Source organism: Marinobacterium sp. LSUCC0821 (assembly GCF_012848475.1).
GTDB lineage: Bacteria > Pseudomonadota > Gammaproteobacteria > Pseudomonadales > Balneatricaceae > Marinobacterium_E.
This window is the reverse complement of record NZ_CP051666.1, coordinates 2,298,141-2,315,656: the sequence shown is the minus strand read 5'-3', so window position 1 is coordinate 2,315,656 and position 17,516 is coordinate 2,298,141. Positions and strand designations below refer to the sequence as shown.

14 protein-coding genes are annotated in these 17,516 nt (G+C 48.2%); 2 read left to right on the top strand and 12 right to left on the bottom strand.

Going from position 1 to position 17,516, the window contains the following annotated elements:
- The first annotated feature begins 67 nt into the window (after positions 1–67).
- Both mutS and fdxA read left to right on the top strand, forming a co-directional pair.
- Positions 68–2,674: a DNA mismatch repair protein MutS gene (gene mutS, locus HH196_RS11300; protein ID WP_169452217.1), complete on the top strand. Its 2,607-nt coding sequence runs from the start codon at positions 68–70 to the stop codon at positions 2,672–2,674.
- A gap of 36 nt (positions 2,675–2,710) precedes the next feature.
- Positions 2,711–3,034: a ferredoxin FdxA gene (gene fdxA / locus HH196_RS11295; RefSeq protein ID WP_169452216.1), complete on the top strand. Its 324-nt coding sequence runs from the start codon at positions 2,711–2,713 to the stop codon at positions 3,032–3,034.
- 12 nt (positions 3,035–3,046) lie between these two features.
- Here the strand turns inward: fdxA and rpoS are convergent, their stop codons facing one another.
- From rpoS to dnaE, 12 genes are all read right to left on the bottom strand, one after another.
- Positions 3,047–4,042 carry an RNA polymerase sigma factor RpoS gene (rpoS, locus tag HH196_RS11290; RefSeq protein WP_169452215.1) on the bottom strand — a complete coding sequence of 332 codons (996 nt, stop codon included), beginning with the start codon at positions 4,040–4,042 and terminating at the stop codon, positions 3,047–3,049.
- A gap of 57 nt (positions 4,043–4,099) precedes the next feature.
- Positions 4,100–4,849 (bottom strand): peptidoglycan DD-metalloendopeptidase family protein, encoded by a 750-nt coding sequence (locus tag HH196_RS11285; protein WP_211160794.1) that lies wholly within the window; start codon positions 4,847–4,849, stop codon positions 4,100–4,102.
- A 4-nt stretch (positions 4,850–4,853) separates the two neighbouring features.
- On the bottom strand, positions 4,854–5,792 hold the full coding sequence (locus HH196_RS11280; protein WP_248276860.1) for a DUF368 domain-containing protein: 939 nt from the start codon (positions 5,790–5,792) through the stop codon (positions 4,854–4,856).
- A 14-nt stretch (positions 5,793–5,806) separates the two neighbouring features.
- Entirely contained in the window at positions 5,807–6,442 is a 636-nt protein-coding gene (locus tag HH196_RS11275) for a protein-L-isoaspartate(D-aspartate) O-methyltransferase (RefSeq protein ID WP_371807859.1), read from the bottom strand.
- Positions 6,443–6,468: 26 nt separating this feature from the next.
- Positions 6,469–7,227: a 5'/3'-nucleotidase SurE gene (gene surE, locus HH196_RS11270; protein WP_169452212.1), complete on the bottom strand. Its 759-nt coding sequence runs from the start codon at positions 7,225–7,227 to the stop codon at positions 6,469–6,471.
- Between the two features lie 18 nt (positions 7,228–7,245).
- Positions 7,246–8,295 (bottom strand): tRNA pseudouridine(13) synthase TruD, encoded by a 1,050-nt coding sequence (truD, locus tag HH196_RS11265; RefSeq protein ID WP_169452211.1) that lies wholly within the window; start codon positions 8,293–8,295, stop codon positions 7,246–7,248.
- The gene (gene ftsB / locus HH196_RS11260) at positions 8,288–8,590 is read right to left on the bottom strand and encodes a cell division protein FtsB (protein WP_169452210.1); all 303 of its coding nucleotides are present in this window, start codon (positions 8,588–8,590) and stop codon (positions 8,288–8,290) included. The genes truD and ftsB overlap by 8 nt, the downstream gene beginning before the upstream one ends.
- Before the next feature lie 103 nt (positions 8,591–8,693).
- Positions 8,694–9,989, bottom strand: coding sequence for a phosphopyruvate hydratase (gene eno, locus HH196_RS11255; protein ID WP_169452209.1), 1,296 nt, complete (start codon positions 9,987–9,989; stop codon positions 8,694–8,696).
- 18 nt (positions 9,990–10,007) lie between these two features.
- Positions 10,008–11,636, bottom strand: coding sequence for a CTP synthase (locus HH196_RS11250; protein ID WP_169452208.1), 1,629 nt, complete (start codon positions 11,634–11,636; stop codon positions 10,008–10,010).
- Between the two features lie 91 nt (positions 11,637–11,727).
- On the bottom strand, positions 11,728–12,987 hold the full coding sequence (gene tilS / locus HH196_RS11245) for a tRNA lysidine(34) synthetase TilS (RefSeq protein WP_169452207.1): 1,260 nt from the start codon (positions 12,985–12,987) through the stop codon (positions 11,728–11,730).
- Positions 12,987–13,946 (bottom strand): acetyl-CoA carboxylase carboxyl transferase subunit alpha, encoded by a 960-nt coding sequence (gene accA / locus HH196_RS11240; protein ID WP_169452206.1) that lies wholly within the window; start codon positions 13,944–13,946, stop codon positions 12,987–12,989. Before accA ends, tilS begins: the two co-directional genes overlap by 1 nt.
- 68 nt (positions 13,947–14,014) lie before the next feature.
- The gene (dnaE, locus tag HH196_RS11235) at positions 14,015–17,509 is read right to left on the bottom strand and encodes a DNA polymerase III subunit alpha (protein WP_169452205.1); all 3,495 of its coding nucleotides are present in this window, start codon (positions 17,507–17,509) and stop codon (positions 14,015–14,017) included.
- Positions 17,510–17,516: the final 7 nt, after the last annotated feature.

The following is a 17,516-nucleotide window of genomic DNA, read 5'->3' as shown; positions in this document are numbered from 1 at the left end:
GCCCAATAATTCGCGTAGAATCAAACGCCTATATTTTGCGTTTACAAAACACCGAACTAACAGAATCATGGCCAGCGATAACCCAGCACTTTCTCAACACACTCCAATGATGCAGCAATATCTTCGCATCAAGGCTGAGCACCCACATGAGTTTCTCTTTTATCGTATGGGGGACTTTTATGAGTTGTTCTTTGATGATGCTAAACGTGCCGCTGAAATACTAGATATTTCTCTAACTGCACGTGGAAAGTCCGCCGGTGAACCTATTCCCATGGCCGGCGTTCCATTTCACGCTGCCGAAGGTTACGTTGCCAAGCTTGTAAGAGCTGGCCAATCTGTTGTTATTTGTGAACAAGTGGGTGACCCTGCAACAAGCAAAGGGCCTGTTGAGCGCCAAGTTGCTCGCATTATTACGCCCGGAACCCTTACAGACGAAGCCCTACTTGATGAGCGCCGCGATAATCTTTTAGCTGCTATCTATGAGCTTAAAGGGCGCTACGGCATTGCGGTACTTGACCTAAGTGCTGGCCGATTTCATGTCTCTGAACATGAGTCTGAACTTGCAGCGCAAACCGAGCTCGGCCGTCTTCGTCCAGCAGAACTTCTCATTCCAGACGAATTATACGAACATCCTTGGGTTCAATTCCTTCGCAATACTGGCTTACGCAGACAACCCCCTTGGGCTTTCGAATTCGAAACTTCGATTCGACTGCTAAACGATCAATTTAAAACCAAAGATCTTTCAGGATTTGGTTGTGAAGGTATGCATCTTGCTATCGCCGCTGCCGGCTGCTTAATGCAGTATGCTCGTGATACCCAACGCGGTGCGCTTCCACACATCAACTCCATTGCCGTTGAAAAGAGCAGTGAGGCTGTACATATCGATGCCGCTACACGTAAAAACCTCGAGATTGACCTAAATCTTAGCGGCGGCACTGAACAGACTCTCGCTTCGGTTATTGATCGCACCCGCACACCGATGGCGGCACGTTTACTGCGCCGCTGGCTTCACCGACCACTGCGTAACATTAAAACGTTAGAGTCTCGCCAAAGCGCGATCGCCTGGCTTATAGATCAGTATCGATTTGAGCTTTTTGATGACCACCTTCGTCAGATTGGTGATATGGAACGTATCCTATCGCGTATCGCACTTCGTTCAGCAAGACCTCGTGATTTAGAGCGTCTTAAAACCGCGTTACATCAGTTACCTCAGATCCAGTCGCTTCTGGAGAATTGCGATACATCACATTTATCATCACTGGCAACAAATATCAGCACCTTCCCTGAGCTAGCCGATCTCCTGCTTAGGGCAATTAAAGAGAATCCTCCAGTCGTGATTCGTGATGGTGGTGTGATTGCAGAGGGCTATGATGCTGAACTGGATGAGCTAAGAGGCCTTAGCGAGAATGCCGGCAGTTATCTTATTGATCTTGAAACGCGTGAACGTGAGCGCACTGGCATCGCAACCCTCAAAGTAGGCTATAACCGTGTGCACGGATACTACATTGAAGTAGGTAAGGTGCAGCAGTTTGAGATCCCTGCAGAGTATCAGCGTCGACAGACTCTCAAGAATGCAGAACGATTCATTACCCCAGAGCTTAAGACATTCGAAGATAAGGCTCTAAGCGCTAAATCAAGAGCACTTAGCCGCGAGAAGGCGCTCTATGATGAGATCTTAGAGACCCTAGCAGAAAAACTTATACCTCTTAAAAACTCTGCCGAGGCACTCTCTGAACTCGACCTGCTTCGCAACCTTGCAGAACGAGCGACGACACTTGAATACCATCGCCCAAATTTGGTGGATAGCGCACAGATCGAAATTCATGGTGGCCGCCATCCTGTCGTGGAACAGGTTCTCGATACCCCATTTGTCGCGAACGATACGCAACTCAATCACGAACAGCGCATGCTGGTGATTACCGGTCCAAACATGGGTGGTAAATCAACCTATATGCGTCAAATTGCGTTGATCACCCTGCTGGCACAAATTGGCTCATATGTACCAGCAGAGAGCGCAACCATTGGTGTAACAGACCAAATATTTACACGAATGGGCTCATCTGACGACCTAGCTGGCGGACGCTCAACCTTTATGGTTGAGATGACTGAGACCGCAAACATTCTTCACAATGCGACCGAAAGATCACTGGTACTGATGGATGAAGTTGGACGCGGAACCAGCACCTTTGATGGCCTATCCCTCGCCTGGTCTGCAGCGGAGTACTTAGCCGAGAGGTCACAATCATTAACACTATTCGCTACACACTATTTTGAGCTGACCCAACTTGCAGATCTAATTAGTGAAGTTGAAAACGTACACCTAACAGCTGTTGAGCATAACGATCACATTGTCTTCATGCATGAGGTGCAATCAGGTCCTGCTAGTCAAAGTTATGGACTGCAGGTCGCTCAGCTTGCTGGCGTGCCGAAAAGTGTGATCCAAAAGGCCAAAACAAAACTTATACAGTTAGAGGAGGAGAGCCAAGCATCCCCTCATCGACCTGCAACGGTTCACAAAGAGAAAGTGGAGCGGCCACTTCAGAGTGATCTTTTCATCGCACCGGTACCGTCAGAGAGTGATCAAAGGTTGGAGAAGATCAATCCGGATGAGCTAACACCTCGTGAGGCGTTAGATATTCTTTATGAGCTCAAGGCGCTAAGCAGCAAACGTTGATCTATACTGAAGATAATAGAGACTGAGGATTAGACAATGAGTTTTGTCGTGACCGAGAACTGTATCAAGTGCAAATACACTGACTGTGTCGATGTCTGTCCGGTTAACTGTTTCTATGAAGGTCCTAACTTTATTGTTATTCATCCTGATGAGTGCATTGACTGTGCACTCTGTGAACCAGAATGTCCGGCAAAGGCTATTAAGCACGAGGATGACCTACTCCCCGAAGAGGATAAGTTCTACAACCTTAATGCAGAGCTTGCAGAAGTTTGGCCAAATATAAAGTATCGAACTGAGCCACTCAGTGATGCTGAAGAGTGGAATGGAAAAGCGAATAAATTTGGTCTACTAGAACGCTAAATCAAAATTGACTTAGGTGTTCTGAAAAAGAACCTCGGCATCCAAACCATTCTCTTCAAAAATCACACGCAGCCGTTTAAGTGCTTCTACTTGAATTTGACGAACACGCTCCCTGGTTAAACCGATCTCATCACCCACAACTTCGAGAGTAGCTGCATCGTACCCCCTAAGACCAAAACGTCTCGCCAACACATCGGCATGTTTATCGGGAAGCTCGCACAACCAGCGTTCTAGGCTTGAGTGCAGATCATCACTCTGATGTTGATCCTCTGGGCCCAAAGAGTTCTCATCAGCAATTGTTTCAGTTAATGAGCGGTCATCATCATCGCCACTGTAGGTGTAGTCGAGGGAACCGACTCGCTCATTTAGCTTAAGAATCTTATCTACAGCAACTGGGTCTTTACCTAAGTGCGCTGCTATATCAACGGCTGTTGGCTCACGATCCATAGTGAGTGATAACTCACGCGCAACACGAAGATAACCATTAAGCTCTTTTACTATATGGATAGGGAGGCGAATGGTTCGCGTCTGGTTCATGATAGCCCGCTCTATTGTTTGGCGAATCCACCAGGTTGCATAGGTCGAGAATCTGAAGCCACGACCCGGATCGAACTTCTCAACCGCGCGAATAAGCCCCAGATTACCCTCTTCAATTAGGTCAAGAAGTGAGAGGCCGCGATTTAGATAGCGGCGAGAGATGTTAACAACCAAGCGCAAGTTACACTCAATCATCTTCTGACGCGCGGGCATATCACCCTGTAGCGCTAGACGGCCGAAATGCTTCTCTTCATCGGGGGTGAGTAGGTTTGGAACCCCGATTTCGTTGAGATAGAGCTGCGTCGCATCGAAGCTTTTAGCGGACATAAGATCATCGTGAGCACGGCTACCAGAGCCTCGCCCAGTATCTATGTCGGAATCAACCTGATTGGTGTCGTCTACTTCGTCGTCAGACAAAATCACCTCATCATCGATTTGATCTTCAAACTCGATATTGATATCAGAATTCATAATACACTCACCTACATATCTAAACGTGATGAGGGAAGACAGCCCGATGGAGTTGAGTTAACGCTTAGGTAAGTAACCTAAAGGATTAACCGGCTTTCCATCTTTTCGAATCTCGAAGTGAAGCATAGGAAGTGTTGCTCCGGTATTACCCAATTCTGCAACCACATCACCCGCTTTAACTTGCTGATTCTCCTTGACCAGTATTCGACTGTTATGAGCATAAGCGCTCAAAAAGTCCTGACCATGACTGATAATGACAAGGTTCCCGTATCCAAGCAAGCCACTTCCCGCATAAACAATCTGACCATCGGCCGCTGCTTTAATTGGGTCTCCCAGCTTACCGGAGAGATCTATACCCTTGTTACCACCCTCTTTAGATGAGAACCCTGCAAGAAGCTTGCCAGAATATGGCCAAGACCAAACAAAATTTGTTGGCGCCGGCTTAGGAGCAGGATCACTCTCAGGTTTAGAGGACGGTTTAGAGGAGGAATTAGAAGCCGCTTTAGAGACTGGCTTCCTCTTAGCAACAGCAGAAGAGGGCTTAGAAACTGGATTACCCTTAGTTCGCAGAATCTGGCCCGAATAGATTTTATCTTCGTTTTCAATACCGTTGATTCGAGCCAATTCACGGTAATCAATACCAAATCGAAACGCGATGGCAGCCAAGGTATCGCCTGATTGCACACGATACTCATCAGCGGACAGACGACGTGTATTGGGGCCTAGTGATTGATCAGAGACAGTCGCATAACCACCGCCGCAACCAATCAGCAGCAGAGTTAAGAGTACCGTTAGTGCCTTTACCAACAACCTATCGCCCTTTTCGCGGCCAGAGGTCAATAACAAGAACCAGTGCAAAGCCAACTACAGCCAGAGCGATTGCAAACTCAACCTGGGCTACCCCACCAGTCAGATCAGTGAAGGCATTAGGAGAGACGTTTTGCTCAACCAAAGGCACCTGCACACCCTTGCTGTTGATCGTGTAACTTAGGGTATATTTCCACGGCCACACCTTATTCAACGAGCCAAGTAAGAAACCACCTAGTAGCGCCAAAGTCATAGAGCGATAGTGATTAAACGCCCAGCTTAACACTCGAGAAAAGGCCAATAAGCCAGCCAGGGCACCCGCTGCAAAAATAGCTAACGTGTATAGATCTAGCTCCTTTACTGCACCAAGAATGGCGGAGTACATCCCTAATAGAAGGAGGATAAAGCTACCGGAGATCCCAGGCAGTATCATTGCGCAAATAGCGATCATGCCTGATAGGAAAATCGTTACAGGCGTTACAACAATGGCTGAAGGTGTGAGCGATGTTATTAGATAGGCTAAAACGGTGCCTAGCAGAAAAACTGAGATGCGATTGCCACTCCAACCCTGAACATGGCGCACAACACTCCAAGTTGATGCCAATATCAAACCGAAGAAGAATGACCACAGAAGAACCGGATGTTCCGCTAGAAGAAATAGCACCAGGCGAGCAAGGGTCAAAATACTCGCAGTGATACCCAATAGAAGAACAACTAAGAAGTTACCATTGATGTATCGCCAAGCGGCAGGCACACCCTCTTTAAAAAGAACACTGAGGGCAGATAGATCACATCGACGAATGGAGTGAATGAGCTCTTCATAGATACCTGTTATAAAGGCTATCGTCCCCCCCGAGACACCCGGAACCGCATCTGCAGCACCCATTAGAAGACCTTTAAGAAAGAGCTTAACGTACGCCAATGTATCTCTTACCTGATTCACACAAACCTCAAAAATTAACTTACCAAGCCCTGTAGCAGGGGTACAAATTTAACCGGTTCTATCTCTTTTTTCTCAAAATGCGAATCGCTGCGTCGCAAAATGCGAATCAATCGCTGTTCATCACCACCCACTGGAGCAACCAGAACACCACCAATTGCGAGCTGCTCTTTAAGCGACTCGGGAAGCTCAGGCGGAGCGGCTGTCACTAAAATTGCATCAAAGGGTGCTTCATGCGGCAAACCCATGCCACCGTCAGTATGAAATAGCGATACGTTAAACATCTCAAGAAGTGTTAGACGCTTGGCCGCTCGCTCCTGGAGAGGACGGATACGTTCAACACTGAAAACCTTCTGGCAAAGCTTTGCTAATACCGCGGTTTGATAACCCGAACCCGTACCTACCTCAAGCACCTTATCTTTAGCGCCAAACTCCAGTAGAAGCTCTGTCATTCTGGCTACGATGTAGGGCTGCGAGATAGTTTGATTAAATCCAATAGGAAGCGCAGTATCTTCATACGCTTTGTGGGATAAGGCTTCATCGATAAAGAGATGGCGAGGTGTCTCAGCGATCGTCTCAAGCACCGCCTCATCAGTTATGCCCTGTTCACGCAAACGCGCAATCAGCCGATCGCGTGTTCGCTTAGAGGTCATTCCTATCCCTTGATGGAGCTGCTCACTCACTCAGAGCTCTCCAACCAATCAGCAACGCCATCCATATCGCTGTAACGGGTCATATCAAGCTGAAGAGGGGTTACCGCCACATAGTTACCTTCGATAGCAAAAAAGTCGGTACCTTCAAAGCGATCTTCAGCCTTACCCACTGGAGCAATCCAGTAACGCGTGCGACCTCTAGGATCGACGGTAGCTATAGGCTTCTCGCCTGCACTGCGATGCCCTAAACGACATATTTGCACACCAGCGAGCTCTTCAATTGGACAGTCCGGCACATTAACGTTGATCACCGTACGCGGTGCAACATTCAGTGCATTGATATTAGCAACCATATCGACCACAACCTTAGCGGCAGTTTCATAATGTTTCGGATGGTAGTTAGCTACAGAAACTGCGATGGGCGGATACTCAAGGTGACGTCCTTCGGTCGCTGCAGCGACAGTCCCAGAGTAGACAACATCATCACCTAGGTTGGCACCTGCGTTGATACCAGATACAACGATATCTGGGATATCACCATCAGAGAAAATCCCCGAAACGCCAAGGTGCACACAGTCTGTTGGCGTACCATCCACACCAAAGAAACCACTACTGTGCTTAATCGCATCTAGCGGTCTATCAAGCGTAAGAGAGTTGCTCGCACCACTGCGGTTACGATCTGGCGCAACAACGGTACAGCGGTGACCTGCTGCCATTAGATACTCAGCGAGTACTCTAATTCCTGGAGCATATACGCCGTCATCATTCGAAACCAAAATATGCATAATTAAACTCTCTTATAACTATTCATAGAGTGTTTGAGCGCTATCCCAAACACACAACTCTCTCAAAATACTGGTCGCGAATGAACCCGAAGGTAACGAGAACCCTAGGGTGCATTCTCCCTCACCCCTTACGACAACTTCAAGGTCTCGTGGCACCAAACGCATACCTCTTCGCTCCTGCCTTAAACCTAACTGCTCCAAACCCTTTGAAAGATCTGGATAGCGATCAGCAACCGCTTGCTCATGCTCTGCCACTGCAGAGTTAGAATAGAGCTCACCCTGCCCCCACATCGGTGCACTTAGGTGAAGATCTAACGCATTAAATCTAGCTAGCTGTTCAGAATTATCCTGTTCAAAAATCTGACAGCGCTGTGTGTAATCTTCAATGAGCACATCACCTAGCTCAGGTAATGACCAGCGCTTCTGATTGATTCGATCGGACAAGGTGCAGTTAAAGAGGTAAGAACGAATGGCTGAGATATAGAGCCCACGCTTATGACGAGCGCGCTCCTCATGCTCACCGGCCAACATAGCTGCACCATAGAAGAGGTTACCAAACTCTTGCCCAAAGCGTTGCTCACCAAAATAGTTTGGTACGCCGTTTTTAAGAAACTCTACTCTCTCAAGCAGAGTCTCCATATTTGAGACATTTCTAAGAGTGATATCGAAACGATTACCCTTAAGATTGCCTAACTTGATCTTGCGACGGCCCTTTTCAGAACGAAGAACCCTGATCGAATCGCCCCCAAAAAGCGCCCAATTTATAGTCCGGCGTGTTTTTGGAAGATGCACACTAAACCACTGCTGAGTCATCGCGTGACGATCTTTCTTGCCGGCATACGCCACATCTCTTGGACTCACCTGGCAGAAATTGGCTAGCTGGCGTGCAACCCAATCGGTGTTTTCACCAATTTTACGGATGTATAGATAGTGGTGCTCACCATCACCTTCCGGCTCATATCCCAAATCCTCTTGGACAATAAAGTCTTCAGGGTATTGGCGAAGGGTTGCGGTGACATTTGGCTGGCCATTAAGGAAAGCAAAAGACTCTAGGGGAAATTTATTCATTCACTTTTCCAGCAGGTGATAGGGGTTTAACGACCTGAAAAAAGGTCTCACCTTTAACGATCATTCCCATCTCAGATCGAGCTCGCTCTTCAAGAGCTGATAAGCCCTGCTTTAAGTCACGCACTTCAGCCTCTAGCTGCGTGTTGCGTTCGAGCAAAACTTGATTATGACGCTTCTGCTCTTCAATTTGATCTTTCAAATTCCAAACTTGAGGGAGGCTAGGCTCGCCAAACCACAATCGATACTGCAGCAGTAAAGCCAAAGAGAAGAGAATCAACCAGAACCAGCGAACCAAGAACGGACTCCAAAAATACTGCTCCTACACCTACCTGTGCCCGCAGCAAAATTACATCCCTGTACAAAAAAAGGGGCTAGGCCCCCTTTTATATCATGTTTACTTAAGCTTGACCTTTGATTGCTGCCAAGCCTGGGTATACCGCAGCAGCACCCAACTCCTCTTCAATACGAAGAAGGCGGTTATATTTAGCTACACGATCTGAACGACAGAGTGAACCGGTCTTGATCTGACCAGCCGCTGTACCCACTGCAAGATCTGCAATCGTTGTATCTTCAGTCTCGCCAGAACGGTGTGAGATAACAGCTGTAAAGCCTGCATCCTGCGCCATCTTAATCGCATCAAGTGTCTCAGATAGCGAACCAATCTGGTTAAATTTAATCAGGATTGAGTTACCAATGCTCTGCTCAATACCACGGCTTAGGATTTTAGTGTTCGTTACAAATAGGTCATCACCCACTAGCTGAACTTTATCGCCGATCTTCTTAGTTAGGCTAGCCCAACCTTCCCAGTCAGACTCATCCATACCATCTTCAATAGAGACGATTGGGTACGATTCGCTAAGTGCTTTAAGGTAGTCACCAAAGCCTTCAGAATCGAACACTTTACCTTCACCAGAAAGATCGTACTTACCATCTTTGTAGAACTCAGAAGATGCACAATCAAGCGCAAGCGTTACGTCCTTACCAAGTTCGTATCCTGCGTTAGCAACAGCTTCTTTGATAACAACGAGTGCCTCTTCGTTAGAGGCAAGGTTAGGTGCAAAACCACCCTCATCGCCCACAGCAGTGTTAAGACCACGTGCTTTAAGAACAGCTTTTAGGGCGTGGAAAATTTCTGCACCACAACGCAGCGCTTCAGCAAAGTTCTTAGCAGCAACAGGCTGTACCATGAACTCCTGAATATCTACGTTGTTATCTGCGTGCTCACCACCATTAAGGATGTTCATCATTGGCACAGGCATAGAGTAACGACCTGGCGTACCATTTATCTCAGCAATGTGCTGATAAAGTGGGACATTTTTAGCCTGCGCTGCCGCTTTAGCCGCTGCAAGTGACACTGCAAGGATAGCATTAGCACCTAAGTTGCTCTTGTTCTCGGTACCGTCTAGCTCAAGCATCTTGTTATCAAGTGCACGCTGATCAGTTACATCCATGCCAACAAGAGCCGCTTTGATAGTAGAGTTGATAGCACCAACAGCTTTAAGAACACCCTTACCAAGGTAACGTGATTTATCACCATCACGAAGCTCAAGCGCTTCACGTGAACCAGTCGATGCACCTGATGGTGCACAAGCAGTTCCGAGAATTCCGTTCTCTAGAACCACATCCGCTTCAACGGTTGGATTTCCGCGCGAATCGAGTACTTCGCGGGCTTTAATTTCTACGATTTTAGACATCGTCCCTAACTCCTAAAATTAAGCTTTCGCTTGGTGTGCAAGCGCAGCTGTTATGAAACCTTTAAATAATCCGTGCCCATCACGCGGTGTCGATGTGAACTCAGGGTGGAACTGACAAGCGACAAACCAAGGGTGGTCTGGAGCCTCTACAACTTCTACAAGCTCACCATCGGTTGAACGACCAGAGATAACTAGGCCAGCCGATTCTAGCTGATCCACGTAGGTATTGTTAACTTCGTAACGGTGACGGTGACGCTCTGTCACTTCAGTAGAGCCGTAGGCTTCTGCTACATGTGAGCCCGCTTTTAAGTGACAAAGCTGTGCACCCAAACGCATAGTACCGCCAAGATCTGAACTATCTGTACGCTGTTCAACTTCACCGGTATGGTCTTTCCACTCTGTAATCAGACCGATAACTGGATGCTCCGCATCCTTCTTAAACTCAGAAGAGGTTGCACCCTGAATACCCGCAACATTGCGCGCGTACTCGATAACTGCAACCTGCATACCTAGACAGATACCTAGGTAAGGCACTTTGTTTTCACGTGCATAGCGAACCGCTTCGATCTTACCTTCGACACCGCGCTCACCAAAGCCGCCCGGCACAAGAATACCGCTGAAGCCTTTAAGGATCTCTACACCTTCACGCTCAACGCGCTCAGAATCGATGTATTCGATCTTAACTTTCTTACGATGCGCGATACCTGCATGCGAAATTGCTTCTATCAACGACTTGTAGGCATCTAGAAGCTCCATGTACTTACCGACCATCGCGATAGTTACATCACCTTCTGGATTTAGGAATGCATCAGCTACACGATCCCACTCTGTAAGATCCGCTTTAGGGCAGTCTAAACGGAAGCGATCAACAACGATCTCATCAAGCCCCTGCGAAGCAAGCATTGAAGGAATGCGGTAGATGGTATCTGCATCCGGAAGCGAGATAACGGCACGCTCTTCAACGTTGGTAAACATAGAAAGCTTCTTAGCCTGAGATTCAGGCAGAGCGAAATCGGAACGACATACTAGAATGTCAGGCTGAATACCGATTGAGCGAAGCTCTTTTACAGAGTGCTGAGATGGTTTGGTCTTAATCTCGCCCGCAGTAGCAATGTATGGGACAAGTGTCAGGTGCATAAACAGCGCACGGTTTGAACCTAGCTCAACTTTCAGCTGACGCACAGCCTCAAGGAATGGCAACGACTCGATGTCACCAACAGTACCGCCAATTTCACAAAGTGCGATATCTGCATCACCCGCACCTTCAATAACACGGCGCTTAATCTCATCAGTGATGTGTGGGATAACCTGAACAGTACCACCAAGGTAATCACCACGACGCTCTTTCTGAAGAACATGCTGATAGATTCGACCTGTTGTGAAGTTGTTACGTTTCGTCATTGTGGTACGGATGAAGCGCTCATAGTGACCAAGGTCTAGGTCGGTCTCTGCACCATCCTCAGTAACAAACACTTCACCGTGCTGGAAAGGGCTCATCGTACCTGGATCGACGTTGATGTATGGGTCCAACTTGAGCATGGTTACCTTAAGGCCACGAGCCTCAAGAATAGCAGCAAGAGATGCGGAAGCGATGCCTTTGCCCAAAGAGGACACAACACCACCGGTGACGAAGATATAACGCGTCATCAGAAACCTGCAAAATCGATATTTTAGGGGGAGTCCTTGCGAACTCAAGATGGGAAATCAGTCTACCAAAAGAGTGGATAATCCACAAACATTAAGGGGCTGAATTTACCTTAAATTCTATAGAAAAAGGGATCGATTCATCTTCCCAGACACCCGGGATAGAGATCACTTTTCCATTCAGTTCAACTACTGGCCATAAGCCACGATGCCAAGGAGGAATTTGCTGCTCATTCATCAGTTTTTTTATAGCAACCTGACCGCCTCGCTGGGGTATTAGCACTTTCTCACCATCGATTCGCGTTCGAACGTGCAAAACATCATTACACTCACCTTGTGATAAGCGTAATTCACCGCATGTAAATTGGCAGGATACTGAGGGAGAGATCCATTCACAGGAGTCAGTTGCAAACGGCCTTACCTGCTCAAGATAGAGATAGCCTTTGTAAGCATGCAGTGTAATGGATGAAACAAGCCATTCACCCTTCGCATTAAGAGCAAGCGACGCTAACTGCTCAACCAGATCACTCGAGGGTACCATTTGCAGGTACTTGCCGAGCCAACGATAGATAACATTTTTTCGTCTCGCTAGTGATAGCTGAGCAAACGCTGTCAGATCTAGCTTCTGCGATTCAACTAGTTTTAAAATATCTGCATCCGCAAGCTCTTTAAGCAGCTCATCAGCTTCAGCAAATCGAGCAGATCCTTTAGCGATATTTTTATCCCAGCCTACCCAACGACTTTCAATTAGCGGGGCTACCTGCTGGCGAATAAAGTTACGTGTGTAATCGCTATTTTGATTGGAGGGATCCTCCACCCAACTTAACTTAAGCTCTTGCGCAGCTTGCTCCAACTGCCTTCTAGTTAAATACAGAAATGGGCGAAACATTTCACCCAGGCCAAACCTGCGCTGAAATTGCATACCCGCAGCACCTGAAACACCGGTACCGCGAATCAGCCTCATCAGCAGCGTTTCCGCCTGGTCTGTTGCGTGATGAGCTAGTAGCAATCCACAATTTGCAGGCAACACTGCTTGAAAAGCACCCATACGCGCTTCACGTGCAGCCGATTCAGAGCTAGATGCACAATCAACTTGAATTGCCTTGTAGGGAATACCCAGCGCATCAGCAACACCCTGGCATCTACCTTGCCAATCATTCGCAGCAGACTGGAGTTGATGATTGATATAAACAGCGGTAAGTCGTTCTTTAGAGAGCAGATCTGCCGCAAGAACTAAGAGAAGGGTGGAGTCTAAACCACCACTAAAGCCGACATACCAGTGAGGGACATGTTCGTTTTGAGAGAAAAACTGCCGCAAATGGTCTTTCACCAGTGCGGCAGATTGAGTCTTCATTAGCGATCGATAGCGCCGTAGGAAAGGATGCGCTGGTAACGACGCTCAAGCAGAGCGCTATGCTCAAGATCAGTCAGTTTGTCGAGTGAAGCGACCAACTGCTGTTTAAGGCTAGCTGCCATCAACGCTGGATCACGGTGTGCACCACCAAGCGGTTCACCAACAATCTTATCCACCAGACCAAGCTCATGAAGACGCTCTGATGTAATACCCATCGCTTTAGCCGCATCTGATGCGCGCTCTGCACTCTTCCAAAGAATTGAAGCACAACCCTCTGGGGAGATAACTGAGTAGGTACTGTATTGAAGCATCAGTAGCTCATCACAGACACCGATCGCCAATGCGCCACCTGAACCACCTTCACCAATTACAGTCGCAATGATTGGGGTTTTCAGCTTAGACATCTTCGCTAGGTTGAAAGCGATCGCTTCAGATTGGCCACGCTCTTCAGCATCGATACCTGGGTATGCCCCTGGAGTATCAATAAAGGTAAGGATTGGCATTTTAAAACGCTCTGCCATCTCCATTACGCGAAGCGCTTTACGGTAGCCTTCAGGGCGCGGCATACCGAAGTTCCGACGCACCTTCTCTTTAACTTCACGACCCTTCTGGTGACCGATAACCGCCACTGGACGACCATCAATACGCGCAAGACCACAAACAATAGCTTGGTCATCGGCAAAATGACGATCGCCATGCACCTCTTCAAACTCATCGAAGATGTGCTTTACGTAATCAAGTGTGTAAGGACGCTGCGGATGACGCGCTAGCTGAGAGACCTGCCATGCAGATAGATCAGAGAAGATCGAGCGCGTAAGTGACTGGCTCTTTTCACGCAGACGAGAGACCTCATCCGAGAGGTTAATACCTGCGTTATCTTCGCCAACATGACGTAGTTCATTGATCTTCGCTTCAAGGTCAGCGATAGGCTGTTCAAAATCCAAGTAGTTGGGATTCATAGTATCCGCTTCTTTCTATAAAAACTGTTGAATGAATTTTACCGCGGGTGCAAAAAAGTCGCCACCCTTCAGACGTATTCAAGTTCGACTTCGTTATTTCCAAATAGCTCACGCAGCGCCAGCATCAGATCATCTGTAGGTGTCACCACCCACTTAGGCCCAAGCTGGATACGCCCTTGCGCATCTCCACACTGATAATCGAGCACCACAGGCACACCCTGCTGAATCGCTTTTGCACTCTTAAGAACATCCTGCAGCTCACGAATTCTGCGACCCGCTAGTGATTTTTCAGTCGTTTTAATCTTTAGCGATTGAGCATAACGAATGCGTGCTTCCGCGACACCCAGCACCTGCTGACCTCGTACTTTAAGCCCACCATTGTAATCATCTGTGGCAACTTCTCCCTCAACAACGATCACCTGGTCTTTCTGAATCAGTCGTCTCGCCTCATCGTAGGTTTCACCAAAAAGGCTGACATCGATACGCGCGCTTCGATCATCTAGTGTAACAAAACAGAGGTTCTCGCCACGCTTTGTCTTCTTCACACGCAGATCAACAACCAAACCTGCCATCTTTTGTGGTCGACCACGCGCTGGCTGCAGCTCAACAAGTTTGCGCGACACAAAGTGTTTTAATTCTGACTCATATTGATCGATCGGGTGCCCTGTCACATAGAGGCCCAGAGTATCTTTCTCGCCAGTAAGACGTTCTTTGTCACTCCACTCATGCGCCCCCATAAATGGCTCGTAAGGATCTGCGGAGATCACCTCTTCCGATTCGCCAAAGAGGTCAAACATACCTGCATCTTGATTACGCGCATCTTGGTCAGCCGCTTGCAGTGCAGCAGAGATCGACGCCCACAATACAGCGCGATTAGGCCCTAAAGCATCAACAGCACCACAGCGAACAAGTGATTCCAAAACGCGCTTATTAAGACGTTTTGAGCCTACACGCTGACAGAAGTCGAACAGATCCTTAAATGGGCCTGACTTACGCGCTTCCATGATCGCTTCAACAGGACCTTCACCCACCCCTTTCACAGCACCCAAGCCACAGATCACTTCCTGAGCGGGGCTTACGGTAAATTTAAATTCGGAGAGGTTTACGTCTGGCAGCAGCACCTTTAACTTCATCTGGCGACACTCTTCGATAAAGGTCACGACCTTATCGGTGTTCTGCATATCAGATGACATAACTGCCGCCATAAACGGCGCAGGGTAGTGCGTTTTCAGCCAAGCTGTTTGGTAAGAGACCAGCGCATACGCGGCTGAGTGCGACTTGTTGAAGCCGTAGCCCGCAAATTTTTCAACCAGATCAAAGATGTTACCCGAGAGAGTCTCATCAATCCCTTGCGCACTAGAGCCCTCGATGAAAGAGTGGCGCTGCTTAGCCATCTCTTCTGGCTTTTTCTTACCCATAGCACGACGGAGCATGTCCGCGCCACCTAAGGTATAACCTGCCATCACCTGGGCAATCTGCATAACCTGTTCCTGATACAGGATGATGCCGTAGGTTGGCTCAAGGACGGGCTGGAGACTATCTAACTGGTAATCAGGGTGCGGCCAGGCCATCTCTGCACGGCCGTGTTTACGGTTGATAAAGTCATCAACCATGCCCGATTGCAACGGACCTGGGCGGAACAGTGCCACCAGTGCGACGATATCCTCAAAGCGCGACGGCAAAAGACGACGAATCAGATCTTTCATGCCACTCGACTCCAACTGGAATACTGCGGTCGTCTCGGCCCGTTTTAGCAGATCGTAGACGGTAGGATCCTCAAGATCGATACCTTCAATCTGTAATGGCTCTTCGCCCTTCTCGGCACGGGTTCTATTGATTGTCTCTAAGGCCCAATCAATGATCGTAAGAGTTCGTAGACCCAAGAAGTCGAACTTAACGAGGCCAGCCTCTTCAACATCGTTCTTATCAAACTGAGTAACCAGGCCCTGACCTTCAGAGTCACAGTAGGTTGCAGAAAAGTCTGTTAGCTTGGTCGGTGCAATCACGACACCACCAGCGTGCTTACCTACATTTCGAGTAACGCCCTCGAGTTTGTAGGCCATCTCCATGATCTCTTGCGCCTCTTCGCTACCGTTCACAAACTCGCGAAGCGCATCCTCTTGCTCCCAAGCTTTGTTCAACGTCATCCCAACTTCGAAGGGGATAAGCTTAGAGAGGCGGTCAGCAAGACCGAAGGGTTTGCCCTGAACTCGAGCCACGTCACGCACTACCGCTTTAGCAGCCATGGTACCGAAGGTGATAATCTGTGACACCGCATCACGACCATAGGTACGCGCTACATAGTCAATCACCTGATCGCGGTTATCCATACAGAAGTCGATATCGAAGTCAGGCATCGATACACGCTCTGGGTTCAAGAAACGTTCGAAAAGCAGATCATACTCAAGTGGATCTAGATCGGTAATTTTCAGTGCATAGGCCACCAAAGAGCCGGCACCAGAACCACGACCAGGACCGACTGGAATGCCGTTATCCTTCGCCCACTTGATGAAGTCCATGACGATAAGGAAGTAGCCTGGGAAACCCATCTGAATGATGATATCGAGCTCAAACTTAAGACGCTCATCGTAGGGCTTTCGTTTCTCGGCAAAGTCAGGCGACTCGCGATCCATTAGGAAATCGAGACGCTCTTCCAAACCAACTTCAGAGACTTTGCGGAAGTAGTCATCCATCAATACCCCTTCAGGTATTGGGAAGCGAGGCAGGTAGTAGATACCCAGTTCAATCTCGATATTACAGCGCTTAGCGATCTCTACCGTATTGGCAATGGCCGAGGGGATATCCGAAAAGAGCTCAACCATCTCAGCAGTAGAGCGAAAATATTGCTGATCGGTATATTCACGTGGCCGGCTTGGATCATCAAGAGTACGCCCTTGGTTGATACATACCCGCGCCTCGTGAGCATCGAAATCATCCTCACGGACAAACATCACCTCATTGGTAGCCACAACTGGCAAACCTGTAGTGCGTGCAAGCTCCACACTTGCATGAATCAGGCGTTCTTCATCTGGGCGACCGGTACGCGATAATTCAAGGTAGAAGGCATTGGGGAAAAGAGCTTGCCAGAAGGCTAAACGCTCAGATATATCCTCTGAGCCTGCCAACAGGGCACGACCTATATCACCCTTACGGCCCCCAGATAAGGCAATGAGTCCAGCCGCTTTAGGCGCCAACCAGCTTTTAAAAATAAGCGCTCGCTCTGGGTCTATTGCCTGCCCCTCTGCATAGGCTTGCGAGACCAGCTCCATCAGGTTGCGATAGCCTTGGCCGTTCTGCACGATCAGGGTTAACTGGAAAGGTTCAGCGGCTTGATCTTCGTCATCGACGACCCAAAAATCGACACCACAAATCGGCTTAACACCGGCCCCTAAAGCCGCTTTATAGAATTTTACGAGAGCATAAAGGTTTGTTTGATCAGTCAAAGCAACGGCTGGCATTTTTTCTGCAGCAGCCTGCTTTACTAACTCTTTTACACGCACCAATCCATCAAACAGCGAGAACTCTGAGTGGGCGCGAAGATGAACAAACTTAGCGTCAGACATTCTGACG